Source organism: Pseudomonas sp. HPB0071 (assembly GCF_000478505.2).
GTDB classification, from domain to species: domain Bacteria; phylum Pseudomonadota; class Gammaproteobacteria; order Pseudomonadales; family Pseudomonadaceae; genus Chryseomonas; species Chryseomonas luteola.
The window spans coordinates 530,441-552,505 of sequence record NZ_KI517368.1; the positions used below are offsets into that span (position 1 = coordinate 530,441).

Annotated in this window: 17 protein-coding genes; 6 read left to right on the plus strand and 11 right to left on the minus strand. The window is 55.5% G+C overall.

What is annotated here, in order from left to right:
- The first annotated feature begins 36 nt into the window (after nucleotides 1-36).
- The 4 genes from HMPREF1487_RS21925 to HMPREF1487_RS21940 are packed head-to-tail and all read left to right on the plus strand — an operon-like array spanning nucleotide 37 to nucleotide 3,837.
- Nucleotides 37-957, plus strand: a complete 921-nt coding sequence (locus HMPREF1487_RS21925; RefSeq protein ID WP_010798944.1) for an ABC transporter substrate-binding protein — start codon at nucleotides 37-39, stop codon at nucleotides 955-957.
- Entirely contained in the window at nucleotides 954-1,958 is a 1,005-nt protein-coding gene (locus tag HMPREF1487_RS21930) for a FecCD family ABC transporter permease (RefSeq protein WP_010798945.1), read from the plus strand. Before HMPREF1487_RS21925 ends, HMPREF1487_RS21930 begins: the two co-directional genes overlap by 4 nt.
- On the plus strand, nucleotides 1,955-3,016 hold the full coding sequence (locus HMPREF1487_RS21935) for a FecCD family ABC transporter permease (protein WP_010798946.1): 1,062 nt from the start codon (nucleotides 1,955-1,957) through the stop codon (nucleotides 3,014-3,016). The genes HMPREF1487_RS21930 and HMPREF1487_RS21935 overlap by 4 nt, the downstream gene beginning before the upstream one ends.
- The gene (locus tag HMPREF1487_RS21940; protein ID WP_010798947.1) at nucleotides 3,013-3,837 is read left to right on the plus strand and encodes an ABC transporter ATP-binding protein; all 825 of its coding nucleotides are present in this window, start codon (nucleotides 3,013-3,015) and stop codon (nucleotides 3,835-3,837) included. The genes HMPREF1487_RS21935 and HMPREF1487_RS21940 overlap by 4 nt, the downstream gene beginning before the upstream one ends.
- Before the next feature lie 8 nt (nucleotides 3,838-3,845).
- Here HMPREF1487_RS21940 and HMPREF1487_RS21945 read toward each other — a convergent pair whose 3' ends face one another.
- Together HMPREF1487_RS21945 and ppnN are read right to left on the minus strand one after the other, a co-directional pair.
- On the minus strand, nucleotides 3,846-4,865 hold the full coding sequence (locus tag HMPREF1487_RS21945) for a transporter (protein ID WP_010798948.1): 1,020 nt from the start codon (nucleotides 4,863-4,865) through the stop codon (nucleotides 3,846-3,848).
- A 135-nt stretch (nucleotides 4,866-5,000) separates the two neighbouring features.
- A complete protein-coding gene (gene ppnN / locus HMPREF1487_RS21950; RefSeq protein WP_010798949.1) occupies nucleotides 5,001-6,374 on the minus strand; it encodes a nucleotide 5'-monophosphate nucleosidase PpnN in 1,374 nt (457 codons plus the stop codon).
- A gap of 279 nt (nucleotides 6,375-6,653) precedes the next feature.
- On the opposite strand from ppnN, the gene HMPREF1487_RS21955 reads away from it, so the two are divergent.
- Both HMPREF1487_RS21955 and HMPREF1487_RS21960 read left to right on the plus strand, forming a co-directional pair.
- Nucleotides 6,654-9,017: a DNA polymerase II gene (locus HMPREF1487_RS21955; protein ID WP_010798950.1), complete on the plus strand. Its 2,364-nt coding sequence runs from the start codon at nucleotides 6,654-6,656 to the stop codon at nucleotides 9,015-9,017.
- A 130-nt stretch (nucleotides 9,018-9,147) separates the two neighbouring features.
- Nucleotides 9,148-9,765, plus strand: a complete 618-nt coding sequence (locus HMPREF1487_RS21960; protein WP_010798951.1) for a histidine phosphatase family protein — start codon at nucleotides 9,148-9,150, stop codon at nucleotides 9,763-9,765.
- Between the two features lie 317 nt (nucleotides 9,766-10,082).
- Here the strand turns inward: HMPREF1487_RS21960 and HMPREF1487_RS21965 are convergent, their stop codons facing one another.
- The 9 genes from HMPREF1487_RS21965 to HMPREF1487_RS26420 form a co-directional block, all read right to left on the minus strand.
- The gene (locus HMPREF1487_RS21965; RefSeq protein ID WP_010798952.1) at nucleotides 10,083-10,880 is read right to left on the minus strand and encodes an undecaprenyl-diphosphate phosphatase; all 798 of its coding nucleotides are present in this window, start codon (nucleotides 10,878-10,880) and stop codon (nucleotides 10,083-10,085) included.
- 402 nt (nucleotides 10,881-11,282) lie between these two features.
- Nucleotides 11,283-12,044: an ABC transporter ATP-binding protein gene (locus HMPREF1487_RS21970; protein WP_010798953.1), complete on the minus strand. Its 762-nt coding sequence runs from the start codon at nucleotides 12,042-12,044 to the stop codon at nucleotides 11,283-11,285.
- A complete protein-coding gene (locus HMPREF1487_RS21975) occupies nucleotides 12,041-13,081 on the minus strand; it encodes a FecCD family ABC transporter permease (RefSeq protein WP_010798954.1) in 1,041 nt (346 codons plus the stop codon). Before HMPREF1487_RS21975 ends, HMPREF1487_RS21970 begins: the two co-directional genes overlap by 4 nt.
- On the minus strand, nucleotides 13,078-14,148 hold the full coding sequence (locus tag HMPREF1487_RS21980) for an ABC transporter substrate-binding protein (RefSeq protein WP_010798955.1): 1,071 nt from the start codon (nucleotides 14,146-14,148) through the stop codon (nucleotides 13,078-13,080). The genes HMPREF1487_RS21975 and HMPREF1487_RS21980 overlap by 4 nt, the downstream gene beginning before the upstream one ends.
- Before the next feature lie 187 nt (nucleotides 14,149-14,335).
- On the minus strand, nucleotides 14,336-15,574 hold the full coding sequence (gene zigA, locus HMPREF1487_RS21985; RefSeq protein WP_051370266.1) for a zinc metallochaperone GTPase ZigA: 1,239 nt from the start codon (nucleotides 15,572-15,574) through the stop codon (nucleotides 14,336-14,338).
- Complete coding sequence (gene dksA / locus HMPREF1487_RS21990; RefSeq protein WP_010798957.1) at nucleotides 15,558-15,962, minus strand: RNA polymerase-binding protein DksA; 405 nt, start codon at nucleotides 15,960-15,962, stop codon at nucleotides 15,558-15,560. Before dksA ends, zigA begins: the two co-directional genes overlap by 17 nt.
- Before the next feature lie 195 nt (nucleotides 15,963-16,157).
- Complete coding sequence (locus HMPREF1487_RS21995) at nucleotides 16,158-18,608, minus strand: EAL domain-containing protein (protein ID WP_010798958.1); 2,451 nt, start codon at nucleotides 18,606-18,608, stop codon at nucleotides 16,158-16,160.
- A 150-nt stretch (nucleotides 18,609-18,758) separates the two neighbouring features.
- Entirely contained in the window at nucleotides 18,759-19,643 is an 885-nt protein-coding gene (locus HMPREF1487_RS22000) for an EamA family transporter (RefSeq protein WP_037031190.1), read from the minus strand.
- A gap of 500 nt (nucleotides 19,644-20,143) precedes the next feature.
- Nucleotides 20,144-21,979, minus strand: coding sequence for an acyltransferase family protein (locus HMPREF1487_RS26420; RefSeq protein ID WP_010798960.1), 1,836 nt, complete (start codon nucleotides 21,977-21,979; stop codon nucleotides 20,144-20,146).
- Between the last annotated feature and the right edge of the window lie 86 nt (nucleotides 21,980-22,065).

The window sequence follows — 22,065 nt, forward strand, 5'->3', positions numbered from 1 at the left end:
GCTGCCCGTGCCGTATTTCTATTGTGGAGTTGTGTCATGAAGCGTGTTGATTCCAGTATTTTCCGTCTTAGTGTTCTTTTGTGCAGTCTCGTGCTAACTACCACAGCAGGTTCGGCTTTGGCGGCTACTGTTTCCACTGCCCACGGCGAGCTGAAAACCCCGGATACACCTAAGCGGGTCGTGGTGCTGGATGAGGCGGCTATGGATACCGCGCTGGCAGTAGGTATTAAACCAGTCGCTACGCTGGCGAGTCGTGGTGGCACCAGCGTATCAAACTATCTGCAGGATCAGGCGGGGCAGCCCGCTATCGTGGGTACGGCTCGTGAAATTAATCTGGAGGCAGTTTTCAACCAGAAGCCGGACCTTATCCTGGCGCGACAGGATTTACCGCAAGAACAATATGCCAAACTTAGCCTGATTGCTCCGACGGTAGTACCAAAAGGAGGGGAGTCGTTAGCTGACTGGCGAGCCAACGCAGAGCTTTATGCCCAGGCGCTCAACCGTAGTGATGAATTGAAAAAGCAGTTCGATCAGATAGACCAGCGTGTTGCCAAATTGAAGACGCAAGTCAAACCAGGGCAAGTGTTGTCGGTTGTTCGTTGGAATCCTCAGGGACCGATGGTCATGTCGAGCCATCTCTTTGCAGGCCAGTTACTGGAGCAACTAGGCTTTGCCAGTACGCAACTGGCCTCAGAGCTCAAAGATCGTCCTCATAGCGATATCTTGAGCCTTGAGAACCTGTCAAGCGCTGATGGAGACTGGATTTTCCTGGCTACCTTGAATGAGAAGGGTGACGAGGCCTTGGAGGCTGCTCGCAAGCAGCCTGCCTTTACTCGCTTGAAGGCCGTTCAGGCGAAGCAGGTGGCCACGGTTGATGGGCAGGTGTGGAGCAGCGGGTCAGGTCCGCTGGCTGCTGAGCGTGTACTGGATGACGTGGAGCGTATCGTTCTCAAATGAAGGTGTCCGCTTCGCCTCGTTTGGGTGTTCCGTTCATTGCCTGTTGTCTAACGCTGCTGGTGATTCTGCTCACCAGCTTGCTGCTTGGTGCTGGGGAAGTTTCCGTGCTCCGTAGCATCAATGTCTTGCTTGGGGGTGGGGACGATGAAGCTCGCTTTGTTGTCCTCGAGCTGCGTGGGGCGCGCACGTTACTGGGACTTCTGGTGGGTATGGCCCTTGGCGTTGGTGGAGCCGTTTTGCAAACGGCAACCCGCAATCCGCTTGCGGAGCCCGGACTCCTGGGTGTTAGCGCTGGTGCATCCTTTGCCATGGTGGTTGCCATTGCGCTCGGCGCCAGCGCAGCTACTGTCAATCTTGGCATGGCCATTACTGGAGCCATGCTTGGATGCCTGCTCGTTGTGGCGGTGACTCAAGTGCGCGGATTTGACGCCGACCCTGTTCGCTTGATCCTGGCGGGAATGGCGCTCACAGGAATTCTGGGCGCCGCCAGTACCTTACTGCTCCTGTATGACCAGCGTACTGCCGATGAAATTCGGTTTTGGGTCATTGGCGCCTTGGCAGGCAGGCCCGCAGATACCCTGTCCTGGGCGCTGCCGGGCACACTGGCAGGCCTGTTGGTCGTGGCCCCTTTGGTCAGACCCCTGGCCGCCTTGAGCTTGGGAGAGCGTATGGCCATTGGATTAGGGCATCACCCTCAATTGACCCGATTGATCGCACTACTAGGCGTTGCCATTTTAGTAGGGACTGCCACTGCAGTAGCTGGGCCTATTGGCTTTGTCGGATTGGTTGTGCCGTTCCTGGCGCGGAGAATGGTCGGGCCTGATGTCCGCCGTGTCCTTCCATTATCACTTGTCCTGGGGCCCGCGGTGCTGCTATTGGCTGATATCTTGTCGCGCCTTTTGGTCAAACCTTACGAGCTTCCCATTGGTGTTGTGACTGCCTTCATCGGTGCGCCAATCCTGATGATAGTCGTCCGTCAACATCGCCTGCCTTCCCTATGACCAAACCTTTTTCATCTCCAGTTACAGCTCGGTTTTGGTGGCTACAGGCAGGCCGTCAGGTGAGTGTACTCGTCTCGCGGAGAGGCAGTGTCGTTGCGCTGTGCCTGACGGTGCTGTTGATCCTCATGAGCGGTATCAGCCTGGCGTATGGCGTAACCGGGCTTAATCCCTGGCTGGCGCTGAAGGCTGTCATCGGGCACGGCGATCCCATGCATTTATTTTTGATTCAAGAGCTTCGCTTTCCCCGGCTCCTGGCTGGACTTTTGACAGGGGCCGCATTCGGGTTGGGAGGGTGCATGTTACAAACCCTGGCACGTAATCGGCTTGCAACGCCCGGGGTTATTGGTATCGACAATGGTGCAACGGCCTTTGCTGTCGCTTCCATCGTTGCTGTCTCGACAAGCCTCGCGCCATCAGCCCTTGCCTTGAGTGGTGCGGCAACCGCAGCGGCCATGGCGTTTGCCTTGGGCGGTGGTGCAGGCGCACGTGGGTATCGCTTCATTGTTGTTGGAATCGGAGTTGGTGCATTGTTTGGCGCCTTGACTAATCTGATGCTGGCACGTTCGTCCATCGATGCGGCCAACCAGGCCTATCCCTGGACGGTTGGCAGTCTTAACGCGCGCTCTCCAGCCTCGATTCAATTGTTGGCTATTGGTTTGCTGATAGGTTTACCGCTAGCCAAGATCTTGGGACGCACCCTAGAGGTTCTCAGGTTTTCCGATTCGGTCGCCATCGGGCTGGGCGTGCGTATACGCCTGGCCCGGGTACAGATTCTTATGCTAACTGTTCTGCTCACGGCGTTAGCGGTCGCGGTTGCCGGTCCTGTTGGGCTTATCGCCTTGCTGGCACCCGAAGCGGCCCGCTATCTGGTCGGACAACGCGGTGTCCCTATCGTGACCTCTGCATTAGCAGGAGCCCTTCTGATGATCCTGGCAGACTGGGTGGGAAGAACCTGGTTTGCTCCTATCGAAATTCCAGTAGGTGTAGTGACTGCTGTCATCGGCGGACCTTACCTGCTCTGGATTTTACTGCGTCAACCTGTCCGGAAGTCGTTATGAGTAGTACTGTTTCACCGTTGCTGATGGCGACTAACGAGCATTCGGTTATTTTGGAGACCCGTCTTCTCGAGCTTGCTCATGGTCAGACGACCATTATCAATGGGCTTAATCTTAAAATCCAGCCGGGGCGGGTCACCGCTATTGTAGGGCCCAATGGGTGCGGGAAGTCTACGCTTCTGGCGGGTCTTGCTCGACTGCTCAAGCCGCGTGCGGGTGCGGTTCTACTCGATGGGAAGGTCATTGGTGAGCTGCCTTCCCGGCAGGTTGCCCGACAGCTTGCACTGCTGCCCCAGGATGCCAGCGCACCGGATGGATTGACCGTATCTGACCTAATCCGCTTTGGCCGGCAGCCTCATCAGGGCTTGCTAAGGCAATGGTCTACAGATGACGAAGCTGTTGTTGATGCGGCATTAAAAGCAGCGGATCTGATTGAACTGGCCGAGCGGCCGCTTGACTCGATGTCGGGTGGGCAGCGCCAGCGTGCCTGGATTGCCATGGCCATTGCTCAGCAGACGCCGCTACTCCTGCTTGATGAGCCAACCTCTGCATTGGACCTTGGGCATCAACTGGAGGTATTTGAGCTGATTCGCATGCTGGCCAATGCGGGCAAGACGGTGGTCATGGTGGTACATGACCTCTCTCAGGCCTGCCGCTACGCCGATCATCTGGTCGCCATGCAGTCTGGTCGTATTATTGCTGAAGGTGTCCCGGCCGACATTGTCACCCCTGAGCTTGTTGAGACCTTATATGGCGTCCGCTGTGTTCTATTGAAGGATCCGGTTAGCGGAACACCTTTGATCGCCGGGGTCAGCCCGCGCTAATAAGACGCTCAATAGTCGTTTCTTTTCCTGAAGGCCCAGCGTCCTGCCAATAAGGTAAAGCTGGCAACCAGGATGACCAATATCCAGAAGCCGTGAGGCGCATCGGCGAGGGGGATGCCGCCCACGTTCATTCCAAAGAAACCTGCCACGATATTGATCGGCAAGGCCAGCACCGTGACCAGTGTCAGGGTGAAAAGGGTGCGGCTGGTTTGTTCGTTGATCTGTGCGGCGATTTCTTCCTGAATGAGTTTGATCCGCTCAATCAGCACGGCCAAGTCGCTGATAACCAGTGAAAACTCGTCGGTCGCTGCCCGTAGCTCCCTTACATCCTCCTCCATGAGAAAGCGCGGCGGGCGATTGAGCAGCCGCATCAGGGAGTTGGGTTCTAGGGCCAGCAGGCGTTGGATTCGCACCAGGGTACGACGCATGTTGCCAAGCTCGGCGCGGTTGTCGGCAAGTCGGGTAGAAAGTAGGCGGTCTTCGATACGATCAACACTCAGGTTGGTTTCTCGAACGATCTGGGTAAGTACCTCTTCTTGGTCACGCAGCAGGTGGATCAGGAGTTCCAGCGGGGAGCGAAAACCCTCGCCCTTCTTGACCGCCGCGCGCAGGCGGTCCACCGACCGAAGCGGTTGATGCCGTACACTGATCAGCATGCGCCGGTTGGCACAGACATACAGCGTGGCTACATCATAGGAAGCCTGTCCGAAGTTCAGGACGACATCGTTGACAACCGCGAGCAGGGTTGCATCGACATGTTCAAGACGAGTAGAGCGTGACCCTTCACTCAGGATTTCAAAAAAGTAGTCGGGCAGATCCAGGTGGGTCATCATCCAGCGTTTGCAAGCGGCATGGGCCAGGTTCAGATGCAACCAGACAAACTCGTCTCGCTCCTCTAGTCGCTCAAGTGCCTCCGTTACTCGAAGTGTGTCGATCTGTTCGCCAGGCTCGCCGGGGCGGAATATGAATCCATACAGGATTCCGGAAAGGTCAGAGTATTGCACGCCTGAAAGCAGCGATTGATCCATGCCAGCCCAAAACGGAGGAGTAATAAATCGCTGAGTAAAGCCAAAGAATATGACAAAAGGATGACGGGTGAGCGGACGTGGAACATCCTGTTGTTCGAGGGCTGGGAGAGCATGGGCTGCTCTCCCAGATCTGGCTCAGGTGACGACACGGTAGCAGGGTACATAGGGCGCGCCACCGGGCAGCTTCATCCGATGCTGGTCCACAAAGGCCTGCAACAGATGATCCAGCGGTTTCATGATGGCCGGGTCACCATGAATTGTGTAGGGACCGTATTGCTCGATCAACCGGATACCCTTGTCCTTGACGTTACCTGCCACAATGCCTGAGAACGCCCGACGCAGATTGGCGGCCAGCTCATGGGGCGGTATCTCGCGGCTCAAGGTGAGGCTCGCCATATTTTCATGGGTTGGATCGAAGGGGCGCTGGAAGCCCTCTTCAATCTTGAGCATCCAGTTGAAGTGAAAGGCATCGTTACGCTCGCGACGGAACTGTTTGACGGCTTTGAGACCTTTGGCCATTTCACGCGCCACTTCAGAGGGATCATCAATGATGATCTTGTAATGCTTTTGCGCCGCTTCGCCCAATGTGGCGCCAATGAAGGCATGTAGCTGTTCCAGGTACGGTGCAGCGCTGCTTGGGCCGGTCAGGATCACCGGAAATGGTAGGCCGGCATTTTCGGGATGCATGAGAATACCGAGCAGGTAGAGAAACTCTTCCGCCGTGCCTGCTCCACCTGGAAAGATGATGATGCCGTGGCCAACCCGTACGAAAGCCTCCAGACGCTTTTCAATGTCCGGCAGGATCACCAGCTCGTTAACGATCGGGTTGGGGGCTTCGGCGGCAATGATGCCTGGCTCGGTCAGACCCAGATAGCGACCGCCCGAGATCCGCTGCTTGGCATGGGCAATCGTGGCGCCTTTCATTGGGCCTTTCATCACGCCCGGGCCGCAACCGGTACAGATATCGAGGCTGCGTAGGCCCAATTCATGACCGACCCGCTTGGTGTACTTATATTCCTCGGTGCTGATTGAATGGCCGCCCCAACAGACAACCATCTTAGGCTCTACACCGGGTCGCAGGGTGCGGGCATTACGTAGCAGGTGGAATACGTAATCGGTAATGCCTTGCGAGGTATTCAGGTCGATCCGAACGCTTTCCAGCTCGCTTTCGGTGTAGACGATATCCCGTAGTGCACTGAACAGCATCTCACGAGTGCTGGCAATCATTTCGCCGTCGACGAAGGCATCTGCCGGTGCGTTGATCAGCTCCAGCCGTACGCCTCGATCCTGCTGATGGATGCGAACCTCAAAATCCTGATAAGCCTCAAGAATGGTCTTGGCATTATCGCTATGGGCGCCTGTGTTGAGGATCGCCAAGGCGCATTGGCGGAACAGGGTGTAGACGCTTCCTGAACCGGCAGCACTCAGTTGTTGTACTTCGCGTTGCGAAAGTGTTTCCAGGCTCCCCTTGGGGCTGACGGAGGCATTGATAACGTGTCTTGGAGCCATGCTTGATTCCTTATGACGAATACCACCACGCTAACGCGTGTAACATCAGGATGATGATCGCCGAGGCGATCGTGTAGTGCAGGGTGTTCTCTTCGGTACTGACCACCGGCGAGCTATGAAATCACAGCAATTTGTATCATTGGCTTCTCCCTGACGCGAAAAGATTCCCAACGCACGTGGCGCATGTATCCAACTCTATCCCTTGTTCACGTGAGTTACCAATACAGGCATGACGCGGCAGCTGGGTAGAATGCGGCGGTTAGTACTGAGGAAGTAGCGGTGGATCTACAACAGGGTTTCGTTCTGACCCGCCACTGGCGTGATACAGCGGCCGGTACGGAAGTAGAGTTCTGGTTGGCGACCGATCAGGGACCACGGCGGGTACGCCTGGCCATGCAGCGTTCCGTTGCATTTGTGCCGCTGGAACAGGTTGAGCCGATTCGTCGACTGATTGAGCACGAGCGGGAGGTGGAACTACGCCCGCTGGCGCTGTCCGATTTTCGTCATCGGCCAGTCCTGGGGCTTTATTGCCACCAGCATCGACAGCTGATCCAGCTTGCCAGACAGATCAAGGACGCCGGGCTGGATATCTACGAAGCGGACATCCGGCCACCCGAGCGATATCTGATGGAGCGCTTCATTACAGCTCCTGTCTGGTTCTCCGGTACTCCTGATGCGCACGGCGTAGTCCTGCGGGCCCAGCTCAAGCCCGCCCCTGACTACCGACCGCATTTAAAATTGGTCTCCCTGGATATCGAAACTAATGAACGAGGCGATCTGTATTGCATAGGTCTGCACGGGTGTGGCCAGCGGCAGGTCTATATGCTCGGACCCGCTAACGGTGACGCCGAGGCAGTCGATTTCTGCCTGGAATACTGCCAGACACGTGCCGAGCTGATTGAGCGGCTCAATGGTTGGCTCACCTTGCATGATCCCGACGCCATTATTGGGTGGAACCTCGTACAGTTCGACCTACGCATCCTGCGGGAGCATGCGCAACGCTTCGGAATGCCGCTCATGCTGGGGCGTGGTGACGAGGCCGTCGAATGGAGGGAGCAGGGGAGCGAACATAGGCACTATTTCGTATCAGCACCGGGACGGTTGATACTCGATGGAATTGAAGCGTTGCGTTCAGCTACGTGGTCCTTTTCCTCATACAGCCTGGAGAATGTTGCCCAGAGCCTCTTGGGCGAAGGCAAAGCCATCGATAATCCCTATCAACGGATGGCATCGATCAATCGCATGTTCGCGCAGGATAAACCTTCGCTTGCACGCTACAACCTCAAGGACTGCGAGCTGGTTACCCGCATCTTTGAAAAGACGGAGCTTCTGCCTTTCCTGTTGGAGCGAGCCAGCGTAACGGGCCTGCCGGTAGACCGTAGCGGTGGTTCGGTGGCAGCCTTTACGCACCTTTACCTGCCACTCATGCACCGGCAGGGTTTCGTTGCGCCCAATCTGGGCGAAAAGGTGCCGGAGGCGAGCCCGGGAGGGTTCGTCATGAACTCGCGGCCCGGGCTGTATGATTCTGTGCTCGTACTGGATTATAAAAGCCTGTATCCGTCGATTATTCGGACCTTTCTGATTGACCCGGTGGGGCTGATCGAGGGGCTGCGCCAACCCGGCGATGACTACGCTGTTCCTGGTTTCAAGGGTGCGCACTTTTCCCGCACCCGGCATTGTCTGCCCGCGATGGTGGAGCGTGTGTGGGAAGGGCGTGAGGCGGCCAAGCGGGAACAGAACAAGGCGCTTTCCCAAGCTCTGAAGATCATCATGAATGCGTTTTACGGTGTATTGGGATCAAGCGGCTGTCGATTTTTCGATACCCGTCTTGCGTCATCAATCACGATGCGCGGACATGAAATCATGCACCAGACGCGCGAGTTGATCGAGGCCCAGGGGTATACCGTCATCTACGGCGATACCGATTCGACCTTTGTCTGGCTCGGTCGGCCCCATGCCGAGGCCGAGGCTCAGCAAATAGGTCGGTCTCTTGTCCAACTCATCAATCGTTGGTGGCGCGAGCATCTACAGGAGACCTACGGCCTTGCCAGTGCCCTTGAGTTGCAGTTCGAGTCGCACTTCCATCGGTTTCTCATGCCCACCATTCGCGGTGCTGAAGAGGGTAGTAAAAAACGTTATGCGGGGTTGATAAAAGGCGCTGACGGCACGGACGAGATGGTCTTTAAAGGGCTCGAAACGGTACGCACCGACTGGTCGCCATTGGCCCAGCGCTTTCAGCGGGAGCTTTATCTACGCATCTTCAATGCCGAGCCCTACCAGGATTACGTCCAGCGCTATGTCAGCCAGACCCTCTCAGGCGAACTGGACGAGCTGCTGGTCTATCGTAAGCGCCTGCGCCGTCGCCTGGATGACTACCAGCGCAATGTGCCACCGCATGTACGAGCGGCCCGCATGGCAGATGCTTACAACGACGAAAAAGGTCGACCGAGGCAGTACCAGAACGGCGGATGGATCAGTTACCTGATGACGAAAGCCGGCCCGGAACCGCTCGAAGCGCGTCGATCGCCGGTGGATTATGACCATTACATCGAGCGCCAGCTCAAGCCCATCGCTGACGCTATCCTGCCTTTCGTGAATGACCGGTTCGCCAGGTTGATCGATGTTCAGCTGGATCTCTTTTGATAGTAGACGCATCCATCAAGCGCTCTTTCAGGCTACCGATACGGCAAGAGGCCATAAGGTGTTTATATGAAGAGGTGAAGTGATAGGCTTGTGGTCCCGCCGCTTAACTGATCCGATAAGGAAGCATGTGATGACTGCTCAGGCACCAACGCTCTATGTGATCCGGCATGGAGAGACCGACTGGAACGTTGAGAGTCGCATGCAGGGCCGCCGAGACATACCGCTCAACGCCAAGGGTCGAGAGCAGGCACAGGCGGTGGGGGTTCTGCTCGATTGGCTGTTACCCAGTCCTGGTGCGCTGGACTTCGCTTCAAGTCCTCTGATTCGCGCCCGTGAAACAATGGAGATCGTTCGGGCCCAGCTCACGTTGCCACCCGAGCAGTATCGTGCCGACGAACGCCTTGCTGAGATTTCGTTTGGTACATGGGAGGGGCTTCGTTGGGATGAGATTGAGGGCCGCTATCCTGAGGCCTTTACCCACTGGAGAAAGGACGCCTTTAACTTCCAGTTCGAAGAGGGCGAAAGTTATGCCCAGGCCCTGCTTCGGCTGGCTTATTTTCGAGAAGATCTGAAGCAAGACACCGTGCTGGTTGCCCATGCGGGCATTATCCGAACGCTGATGGCACTATATGGATGTATTCCATACGAACAGGCGCCACATCTGCTGATTCCCCAAGGGCAGGTACTTATGCTTCGTCCTGAGTCCTTCTGCTGGCTAAAGGGAAGTCAGGCTCCCAGCGGCAACTGAGCTCTGCCATCTGCCAATGCTGGGAGCGGGGGGATCGCGTCAGCCTATTTCCCGCTCGGTATAGCAAAAGGCTTACACGCTGTGTCCAGGGTTGGCGCTATGGCGTTCCTGTATTGCTCTGTATTCTATGCGCATCACTTGAGCACAGGATGTGCTGCATCAGATCACGGATGATTGATTAGCCAGGATGGCTGCTCTGCAGGATGCAGAGAGAGTGAGTAAAAAACCCCGCTTCGGCGGGTTTTTGTTTTTGCGATGAAAACATCTAGTTTTCACCAGGGCAGCCCGTCTGTAGCAGACCGCCCTGTGTGAGTGATTTAGATGAACAAGGCGAACAGCACTGCGCCAAGCGCGAGGCGATAGATCACAAATGGCAGCATGCCGATTTTGTCGAGGGCCTTCAGGAACAGCTTGATGCACAGCAATGCTGAGATGAACGACAGCCCGACACCCCAGGCAATATCGACCCATTGTGCATCGGTGCCCGTCTGGATCAGTTCAACGGTCTTGAGTCCGCCAGCAGCCAGGATGAGCGGAATCGACAGCAGGAAGGAGAAACGGGCTGCTGCCTGACGCGTAAAACCAAGCAGTAGCGCTGCGGTCATGGTGATACCGGAGCGTGATGTGCCGGGAATCAGCGCTAGTGCTTGCGCCAGACCAATCACCAGGGCTGATTGCCAACTCAGGCTATCCATGTCCCGGGTACGGCTGCCTTTGGCGTCCGCCCACCACAGGATCAAGCCGAAAACGATGGTGGAGGTCGCGATTACCAAGGCTGCACGGGCATAGCTTTCGATGTAATGCTCCAGCATGAGGCCTGCCAGTGCCGCTGGAATAGTACCGATAATGATCGCCCAGCCAAGCCGGCTTTCCGGGCTCGACTGGCGCGTTACGACTTGTCGGGTCCAGCCCATGGCTGTCGCCAGAACCTCATGACGAAAGGCCAGAACCACCGCAAGAAGGGTTCCTACATGTACGGCCACATCAAAGGCGAGCCCCTGGTCCGGCCAGCCAAAGAGCTGGGAGGGTAGAATCAGGTGTGCGGAGGAGGAGACAGGTAGAAACTCGGTAATCCCTTGAATGAGTGAAAGGATTAATACGTGGAACCATTCCATTAGGTGTCCTTACTGCATAGCGGTAACTGAGTTAAAGCTGGACACTGCTAGCCCTGCGATGCAAACACAGCAGGCAGTTGCCCAAACATGAATTGCATTGGGGGGCAAAAATGGGGTTAGTTCCTTTCAAAGCCAATATGTTTTTGAGAGTGTGATTCCTTTCACTCAAAAAGATCCCGTTTTCAGAATCGTCCACAAAGGTTAAACATTTTTTTCACGTAATTTTTACAAGCGATCTAGTAAGGCGGCATTGCCGAGTGGGTTGGCGATGGTGACGGTACTGGCTGTATCAGTCGGATAAAGAAGACATACACAGGGTGAGATGGCTGTTGAAACTGGCTATGGTTCGGGCTGACAGGCAGGCGTTATTCCGGCCCCTCGATACTTGAGACGTGGCGCGACTCATATCAGGTATTGAATATGGAGTCTTCCGTGATAGGCGGAAGGTGCTACCTCTGCTCTGACGCCATATACCGAATGGATAAGTTCTGCCGTAAGCACCTCCTGCGGCCGTCCCGAGGCAATGCAGCGGCCCTTGTGTAGAACGGCCAGCGTATCGCAAAACATAGCCGCCAGGTTCAGATCATGGATGGCCAGGACGCAGGTCAGTGGAAGGCGATGAATCAGTGAAAGCAGCTCGAGCTGATGCTGGATATCCAGATGGTTGGTCGGCTCGTCCAGCAACAGTTCGGTTGGCTCCTGGGCCAGGGCGCGAGCAATCTGTACCCGCTGGCGCTCACCACCGGAAAGCGTGTGCCAACGCTGATGCCGGCTGTTGTGCATGCCAACATGCTGTAGCGCTTGCTCCACCACTTGGTCATCCCTAGCTGTCCAGGGCGAGAGTACTGTTCGGTGAGGCGTTCTGCCCAGGCGTACCGTTTCCAGGACCGATAGGTCAGCCTCGGTCGAAGCGTGCTGCTCGACCATAGCGATTCGCCGCGCCACCGTACGGCGAGGCAGGCGGCTTACCGGGTCGTTATCCAGCGTGACACTGCCGTCCGTAGGGGTGCGCAAGCCTGCCAGCAACCGGAGCAGCGAAGATTTTCCCGACCCATTAGGGCCGATCAGACCTATGACGCCTCCCTTGGGAATTTCCAGCGTTACGCCATCCACCAGCAGGCGACGACTCACCGACCAGGAGACGCGATGTGCAGCCAGGGTCATGGTGATGTCCTCGTACGATACAGGATCAGCGCAAAGGCCGGCGCACCTACCAGCGCGGTCACGACCCCGATAGGCAGGACCTGATGGGGAACCAGTATGCGAGAGACGATATCCGCCAGCACGAGAAAATTGGCACCCAGCAAAATGGATGCGGGCAGAAGTCGAGTGTGCGACGGACCTACCAGAAAGCGTGCGGCATGGGGAATGACCAGGCCTACAAACCCTACCGCGCCTACAAGGCTGACCATCGTAGCGGTAATCAGTGCTGTCAGCGCAAAAAGAATCAGGCGCACGGCGATTACCGGAACACCCAGAGAGGCTGCGGTTTCTTCACCAAACGAGAACGCATCCAGCGTACGGGCAAAAAACAGACAGGCTACCAGGCCAATGCCGACCGCACCCACGGCTAGGGTGACGTCCGGCCAGCGGATACCGCCCAGACTCCCCAGGAGCCAGAACATCACGCTTCGAGCCTGCTCGGCGTTGGCGGACGTTGACACGATATACGCCGTCAGGGCGTTGAAAAGCTGGGAGCCTGCCACGCCTGCCAGCAAAATGCGGGTCGGTCCACTGTTGAGCTTTGCTGCCAGAAGCAGAACCAGTACGAAGGCCAGCACTGCACCTAGGAATGCACCAACTGAGAGACTTAGGGTGCCGGCACCTATGCCCAGCAACATAACGACAACCGCTCCGGTAGACGCACCCGCCGAAATGCCCAGCACGTAGGGTTCGGCCAGCGCATTGCGTAGGAGAGCTTGCAGAATCGCACCGCATAATGCCAATCCGGCACCGCAAGATGCAGCGACCAGAGCGCGGCTCAGTCGATATTCCCAGACAATGCCCTGCTGAATTGGGTTAAGTGCATAGTCTCCCCAGCCCAGCCCATTGAGGATGGCCTTCAGCGTAATATCGAAGGGAATCTGCATTTCTCCCAGCGATGCCGCCATTAATATCGAAACGCCCAGCGAAACCAGTGACAGCAACGCAAACAGCAGGCGCCAGGGCCTGCCGCGATCATTGGACAGCGGTTGTATCATTGGACTGGCCTGGAGTGAGACGTTTCCAGAGCATTGGAAATCGCCTCGATACCGTCCAGAACGCGCATCGAAGGATTAAGTGACTGCGCATCCACAACGATAATCTGATTATTCCGGACGGCCTTGAGCTGACGTGTTACGGGATCGCTGCGAAGAAAGGCAAGTTTTTTCTCCACATCGTCTGCCGGATAGAGGCGTCTCTCCATCCGCGTGATGACAAGCAGATCCGGATCCTGGGCGGCAATCTGCTCCCAGCTGACGCTGGGCCATTCATCGTTGCTCTGGATAACGTTATTCAGGCCGAGCACCTCTGAAATATACGCCGGGACACCCTGCTGACCGGCTACCCATGGATCACCTTCCAGGCGTGAGCTGGAAAACCAGTACACGACCGACTGAGGCATATGCGTGTGTTGCCCGGCTTGGGCAATAGCTTGCTTCAAGCGCTCATCCAACTGATGGGCCAGGGCATCGCCGCGCGCCTGGACATCAAAAATACGTGCAAGCTCGTGAATTTCCTGGGTTATCAGATCGAGCGTGAACGGTTTGGTGCGGCTACCGTCGGCATTGGACGTAGCCGTTACCTCTTTCCCCTCGCAATCGCTCGGCGCTATATAGGCAGGGATACCCAGTGACGCCAGCTGTTCGAACGTGGCCACTTCGCCATTCGGACCAACATGGTAGGTGTATTGCGCAGCGACGAAATCCGGCGATGTGTTGGCGACCGCTTCAAAGCTGGGTGCGTTATCAGCAAGCCGAGGAATCTTATCGTTATCGGCCTTGAGGGTGGGCTGAATCGGACCGAACCAGATGCCTGTTCCCACCATACGATCAGCCAGGCCCAGTGAGAGCAACAACTCTGTACTGGCCTGTCCCAGCGTAACGGCTCGCTTGGGCGAATCCGCAAAGGTCAGTGTATGTCCGCAATTGTTCATGGTAAGCGGATAGGTCGTATGGTTTTCAGCCAAGGCAACGCTGGTAAATGAGGTGACTGATACCAGAAGTAATCCCAGCAGTGGAATGAGTCGACGAGCAGGCATCGCCGATTTAACGCAAGCAAACCGCATGATATTCCTTGTAAGGGATGACACGTCCCATTAAACGCCCATGATAACCCTCAAGCCGCTATCCATGCTTGAGCCTGAATAACGTAAAGGGTTTAAGGCAGGTTCTACACTCAGGCACAACGGTGCGACCAAGTAATGTTCGGCATGAAAGAGCGAAGCACGCTTCTACAATCTACTGTGGTGCCGATCAGTTGGTTGCCTGATCGTCTGTCCAGTCCCCAAAAGGATCGGGCCAGGTACGCCAGACGTGCGACCCTAGTGCAAACTCCTGATTGGTTAGCAGGCAACAGTCAAGCTCATTCTTCAATAGGTTGAAGTCCACATTCTGACCGATAAACACGAGTTCCTGGCGGCAGTCGCCTACCTCCGGGTTCCAGCAAGCCATGATGCTCGCCAGGCTTTCTTCATCCTGAGGCCAGGACGTTTTAGGGACGAAGCGCCACCATTGGCCCGCCGGGCCATGGCGCATAAGCCCTCCCGCCTGAGACCAGCTACCGGCTTCTTCTGGCTTGGAGGCCAGCCAGAAGTATCCTTTGGAGCGAAGCAGTCGCCCGTTATGCCAATCCTGATTCAGAAAGTCGAAGAAACGTTGGGGATGAAAGGGGCGGCGTGCCTTATAGGACGTAGAGGCAATGCCATACTCCTGCGTTTCAGGAATATGCTCGCCACGCATTTCCTTGAGCCAGCCCGGCGCATGTGCGGCGCGTTCAAAATCGAAAAGGCCGGTGTTGAGAATCATATCCAGTGGGACGTCACCCATTACCATTGAATGAATACGGGCATGCGTATTGAGTCGCTTCAGAATCGCAACGAGTTCTTCACGTTCGGCCTGGCTGATCAGGTCTATCTTGCTGATCAGAATGACGTCTGCAAACTCTACCTGCTCAATCAGCAAGTCGGTAATGGAGCGCTCATCATCGTCACCCAACGTCTCACCGCGCGAAGCCAGGCTGTCGGCATTCTGGTAATCCTGCAGAAAGTTGACACCATCTACAACGGTGACCAATGTGTCGAGCCGTGCGAGATCGGCAAGACTGGTACCCTGTTCGTCTCGGAAGGTAAACGTCTCGGCAACCGGAAGCGGCTCGGAAATGCCAGTCGACTCGATGAGCAGGTAGTCGAAGCGGCCTTCACGTGCCAAGCGGCTGACTTCTTCAAGCAGGTCTTCACGCAGCGTGCAACAGATGCAGCCGTTGCTCATTTCGATCAGTTTTTCTTCCGCGCGATTGAGGCTGACGTCACGTTGCACTTCGCTTCCGTCGATATTGACTTCGCTCATGTCGTTAACGATGACCGCAACCCGCCGGTTTTCACGATTTTTAAGGATATGGTTCAGCAAGGTGCTCTTGCCGGCACCGAGAAAGCCGGACAGTACCGTTACAGGCAATGAAGAAAGAGAAGGGGAAGGATCAATCCTGGCGGACATGGCGTTCACGTTGTTCCTGTCGTTGCTTGGCTTCGATACAAAGGGTGGCTGTCGGGCGTAGCAGGAGCCGGCCAAGGCCTATAGGCTCACCCGTTTCCTCGCACCAGCCGTAGGTACCTTGAGCCAAGCGATCGAGAGCGGCGTCGATCTTGTCGATCAGTTTTTTCTGGCGCTCCAGTTGGCGTAGCTGCCACTGCTGCTGCTCTTCCCGGGTGGCGATGTCCGCGGCATCTGCAGAATACTCAAGCGTTCGTAGGGCCTGGAATTCAGCATCGATCTGGCGAGACAACTCTTTCCGTTCGGTCTCCAGCCGCTGTTTGAAAAAAGCCTGTTGGGCTTCACTCATATAGGCTTCTACAGGTTGTGCAATGAGCTCATGCTCGTTCATAAGAAATAACCTACAAATGTTATAACATAACAATACAGGATCGTTTAGGACGAATCAATGCTTCTCCAGCTGTGCCTTTTACAGTAGCGAGATCAGTTAGGCCGAGCTACGCAGCCAGTCTATAAGTGTAACCACGCACCTGAAGGGGATTAAAAGTCAACGTGCCCCAACCGATCCGTTGGGGCAGTGAGGGATTCAGTTGAAATGAACAGACTTTGTGTCTGCCTGAGGCTCCTCAGGCGCCCATAGTTCGTTAGCCCATTGAGCGCATATCTGACGGGTGAATGGCTGAGGGTGGGAGACGGCATAACCCTGTACATAATCCACCCCGAGCACTTTCAAGGCCTCGATAATGGCAGAAGTCTCTGCAAATTCGGCAATGGTGCGTTTGCCGGTGAGATGACCCAAACGATTGATCACATCAACAGTGGCTCGGTCGACCGGATCTTCCAGCAGGTTTTTCACAAAGCTGCCATCGATCTTGAGATAGTCCACCGGCAAATGTTTGAGGTATGTGAACGAAGACATCCCTGCGCCAAAATCATCCAGAGAGAAGCGAAAACCCAACTCTCTTAGGGTCTCGATAAACGTACGTGCGGCATTGAGGTTGGCTATGGCGTGGGTTTCGGTAATTTCAAAGCAGATCCGGTTGGGCGTAACTGCGTGAAGGGCCAAACGATCCTGAATGTAATCGATCAGGGACATATCGCCCAATGACGAGCCTGACAGGTTAATGGCGCATACGCTTAACAGCTTCGGCGGCAAGGTGGCGCAGATAGCAAAGGCCTCGTTGATGACCCAACGATCCAATAACCCCATGAGGCCGTAGCGTTCGGCAGCAGGAATGAACGCGAACGGGCCTATCAGCGTGCCTTGTTCGTCGTGAAGCCGGAGCAGGACCTCGACATGGCGATCATGTGCAGTCTGTGGGCCAACTCCATAGATAGGCTGGGCGTACAGACAGAAGCGATCCTCGTCCAGCGCCTTGTGAATTCGCTGCACCCAGGTCATTTCGCCCTGACGCTGGGTCATTTCCTTATCATCATAGGTGTAGACCTGGATCCGGTTGCGGCCTTTGTCCTTGGCGGCATAGCAGGCAAGATCCGCCATGCGTAGGGCATCTTCACTACTGAGTTCCCGGCCACCCAGATGGACGATACCGATGCTCAGGCCCACCTTGAAGGATTGGCCTGCTGCCTGGAAGTCCTGACTGCGGGCCAGCAGCCGCAAGCGCTCGGCAAGGGACTCGGCAGCCTCAGGGGTGCAGTTTTCCAGCAATACACCAAACTCATCACCTCCCAGTCTTGCCAACGTGTCGTTGGCATCCAAGAGGCTTTGAAGAGAGGTGCAGAGCTGCAGCAGCAGGCGGTCGCCCTGAAAGTGGCCGGTGGTGTCATTGACGATCTTGAACTGGTCTACATCGAAAAAAAGCAGAGACGCGTGCTTGTCCTGTGTGTTTTCCAGCAGCAGTGTTAGTCGCCGCTCGAACTCGCGTCGGTTAAGCAACCCTGTCAAAGGATCGTGAGCGGCCTGCCATGCCAGCTGATCAAGGTATTCCCGTTCGCGAGTCCGGTCATGCAACACCAGGACAGCGCCCGCCTGTCCATTCACCTGTCCCAATGGAGCGCTGGCAAGGGCAACGGGAAGTGACTTGCCGTTACTGCTGCGCAAGGTGTAGTGCGTGGTTACGTCGCTGGATTGCCATTCGCCTGCAAATAGCCGAGTGCTGACAGGCACTGGGGTCGAGGTGCCACTGTCTTCAGTCTGGATATCCAGTAGCGCATCGACAGGCTTTCCTACAGCCGCTTCCGCTGTATGACCAATCAGGCGCGCCGCGGCCGGATTGAGATATTCCAGACGCCCATTGGCATTGACTGCCATAACGGCATCGACGATAGAGGCGAGGATAATCTGTGCCCGTTCTTTCTCTTTTTGAAGTGCTTGCTCGAACGCGCGGCGCTGCATGACCAGCGTATGCATCCGCCAGGTCGTCAGGCCCACCAGCAGCAGAGCAGTTCCCAAATTGATGAGAAGCAGGACGTGAATGAAGTGACGTGAGGCTTCCCCTAGCACACGAGAAAAGGCAATGGTTTCCGGCAGCATACGGTTATGCAGCATGAGCAATTGTTGCTTCCAGTGCTCACGGTCTCGCAGCGACGCGTCCGCTGAGCGGGCGTATACCGTTTGAGCCAAAGCCTGAAGCTCATCCATATGAGGATCGGTCACATGCCAGTGATTGATAACTTGCCGAAGTGGATCGACAGTATGAGCCCAGCGAAACAGGCGGATCATACCCGGCATGTCAGCAGGGTGATTGCCCGCCGCAACCAGCAGTCTATAAGCCTCTTCAGGATTGCCACGTGCCGCTAGCAGGTCACGCGCCTGCCGATCGAGCTGATTGACCTTGAAGTAGTCCAGAAACATCTGGTAGTGGCTCGGCTCGCCCGTATCGATGTAAGTGTTCAACGCCAGCATGGCGTTGCCCAGGCTTTTGCTCCATAAGCTCTCAGCCGTCACATAGCCTCTGACAGTCGACAGCAGATTCAGACTGGCAACAGCCACCAGCGCCTGCAGGCAGACGATAAAGATGAAGGGCCATACGACTCGATGAGTACGTTGGCTGGTGGCTTTCGAACGTTTGAACATGAAACCTTTCCAGCAATGCCATAAGTGGCAGTTTGATGAAAAGGTATCGGCGGAAGGTGCGTTTAACTGTTGCCGGATTTACGGGTTTTTACAAAAAAAAGCGAACCGCTGGAGGACGGCTCGCTAAAGAAAACAGCAGGAACAGGTGTGTCAGTTCAATACACGTTGCCGCGGTGCAAACAGACGGCCACCAAACACATTGACTGCTAGGCCCCCCATGACCAGCAGGGCACCGACCAGCTGGAAGGACGTGAGCTGCTCATCCAGAAATACAGCTGCCGAAGCGATACCGATAATCGGCACCAGCAGCGAAAACGGTGCAACCTGGCTTGCCGGATAACGCGAGAGCAGACGGCTCCACAGGCAGTAGCCCAGCAAGGTTGCAATGAAGGCCAGATAAATGACGGCCAGAATCGATGATGTGCTGATCCCTTGTAGGGCGCTGACTATCCGATCAGGACCTTCAAGCCAGTACGACAGCAGGTAAAAGGGGATCGGTGGAACAATGCTGCCCCATACGACCAGCCCCAGCATCTCGACCTGACCAATACGCTTGGTGACGATATTTCCCATCCCCCACATGGCGGCCGCGCAGAGGGTGAGGACAAATCCCAATACGCTCAGGTTACCGCCACTTTCCATCCCAATGAAAATCAGTCCACCTGCAGCAATGATAAGGCCGATGAGGTTCTGGGGGCGGAAGCGCTCGCCCAGAAACAGAACGGCCATCAGCAACGTAAAAAATGCCTGGGCTTGAAGTACCAGAGAGGCAAGACCTGCGGGCATACCCACATACATGGCCGAAAACAGAAAGGAAAACTGGCCCAATGAAATGGTGGCGCCGTAGGCCAGCAACCATTTCCATGAAATGGCGGGTCGCTTGACGAAGAAAACTGCCGGTAAGGCAGCCAGGGTAAAGCGCAGCGCGCCAAGCAGCATGGGAGGTACGCCATGCAGTCCGATCTTGATAACCACGAAATTAAGACCCCACGCCACAATGACGACCAGGGCTAGAAGCAGATCCTTAGGGGACATGTGCAACCCGTTATCCAGATGAGGCAGCCGCAGGCTGCGAAATAAAGCCGGTCTGGCATCCCTGACTGGCCCCATGGTTTGTACCTTAGGTGGTAACACCTTTTAACTATAGATACAGCTGGATGAATTTCAGGGCGAACAGTAAGGGGAGAGCGCTTGGTATTCGTGTCGTTGCACGCCGTGCTCTGGCTGATTGCGTCCAATACCCGTTTCGTTTTATTGGTGTGTTCGACACGCTGCGCATGGCTAGGCGAAACTTTGACCCTGCGAGCTGCGTATGCCTACACCTTCCCGCATTATTTGCTTTGAGCTTATCTGATTTAAAAACCGGGTAGCGGCGCTAAGCGAGACTTGATAACTACTTCTAGGCCATTAGAAGTCAATAATACCAGCCTATTTAAGAGTGCTACTGACCAAGACAGCATCGGTGCTAAAAACAGGTAATCAGCTTTAAGGATAGTGTCTGAAGTGGCCCGCCGTTTGGGCGGGCCATCTTCTTTCTATCGTATAACGGTACTGGATTGACTGCTCGCAGCGTTGGATGTCTGCAGCAGACCTTGAGGCACCTTGAACGGATTGCCATAAGCCGTGATGTATTTGCGCCCAATGAGTGAGGAGCCGACCGTGTTCAAGTGGTCCCCATCCATATAGAGCGGTACATTCTCGAGCGACGAGTAGCAGCGTTCGGTATCACAGATCACCCTTTTCGGGTCGATCACAACAATGCCTGGATGTACCTTGTTCAGGTTATCAATAATCGTGTCGAAGTCCTTTTGCCGCTCATTCACCGCAACGACTGGAATAGAGCAGTCGCCATCCAGTTCGAAGGCCAGCTTCTTGATATCGCAGCGGTGCAGGTCTTCGCCCATTTCTGGAACGTCCTCAATAATGACAGGCGTAGCACCAGACGCCACAATCTTGGCCACTGCGTTTTGAAGACCGGTCTGCAGCGTGTTCATGGCGATAAAGTCGTCACTAGGCGCGTCGGGGCGGATACGGTAGAAATCCGTCATCCCCGGCTCGTTCAAGCCATACAGATACATGGCCCAGCGCCCGGACAGAATGACGTACTTGAACTGACTCTTTTCAATCAGGTTACTGATGACTGGGGAGGTCAGCTCAATCGACTTGTCGACATGATTACGGCGTGGGTTCACATGAACACCCGCCACATCTGGCAGATAAATAGTGTTGGAGCGGGTGATGTCGTATCCACGGAGGTTGGCCTCCTTGAGCATGACATCGATCATGCCGGTAATTGCCCCGGCGTGCGAATCACCTACCAGCAGAACATCTACTTCTTTCTTGTCCTGAACACCGAGTTTGCACTGATCTGCAGATAATGGATTCAACAGGTCCGCGCCGTTGAAACAGCCTGCCCTTAGCTTGGGGAAGACTTCCTTGACGTTTTTATCCATTGTCAGCAGCGTACTGTCGTACCTGGACGCAAAGCCTTCCAGCTTGGCAGCTACCACCAGAAAGGACGTGGTCATCAGTACCGGCAAGAGATAAAGAAACGCGAAGGTATTTTGCGGCTTGAATTTGATCTGAGTACGGAAAGGCTGCTCTACGAAGCGCCAGCTGAGGTATGCCAGCGCAAGGGAAATGCTGACCAGCATGATCTGATCTGTCGCCGTAATCTTTCCATGAACATAGTTATGAAAAGCGATCAGCGGCCAGTGCCATAGGTACAAGGAATAGGAAATCAGGCCAATGAATACCAGCGGCCGCAACGACAACAACTGAGACGCTACGGTACGATGGTGACCGCCGGACCAGATAAGCAGTGCTGCTCCAAGGCATGGCCAGAGTGCATTCAGCCCTGGGAAAGGGCTTGCCTTGTCCAGTACCAACGCCGGTATCAGGATCAGAGCAAGACCTGCCAGACCTGCAAGGGTAGACAAGTGTTTGCCGGGACTACCCAGTGTTCTCCAGTGCATGGCCAAAGCGCTTCCAATCAGCAGCTCAAAGGCCCGTGTCGGCAAGAGATAGTAGGCGGACAATGGTTTGTATAGCGCGCCTAGCTCGGAGATGACAATGGCAACGACCAGTACGGCAAGGATCGCCCAGTTGAACAGTCGTTTACCTAATAGACGGTAGCCGAGCAGAAAAAGTAAAGGCCAGACGAAGTAGTATTGCTCTTCAACCGCCAGTGACCAGGTATGTAGCAAAGGGACTTCATGGCTACTGGATGAAAAATAGCCATCCGTATCCTTCCAGAAGTAAAAATTCGAAAGTCCGAAGTAGGAAAACAGTGCACTTCGGCTAAGGAAGGTCTGAAAAAGACTTCCCGAATCTGGTGAAATACGCCGATCCCGCCAGCCGAGTTTTTCCATGAAGCAGATGACCTTCGCCGACGCCGAGTACGCCAGCAAGCGCAAGCAGACCCGTAAGGAATTGTTCCTGATCGAGATGGATCAGG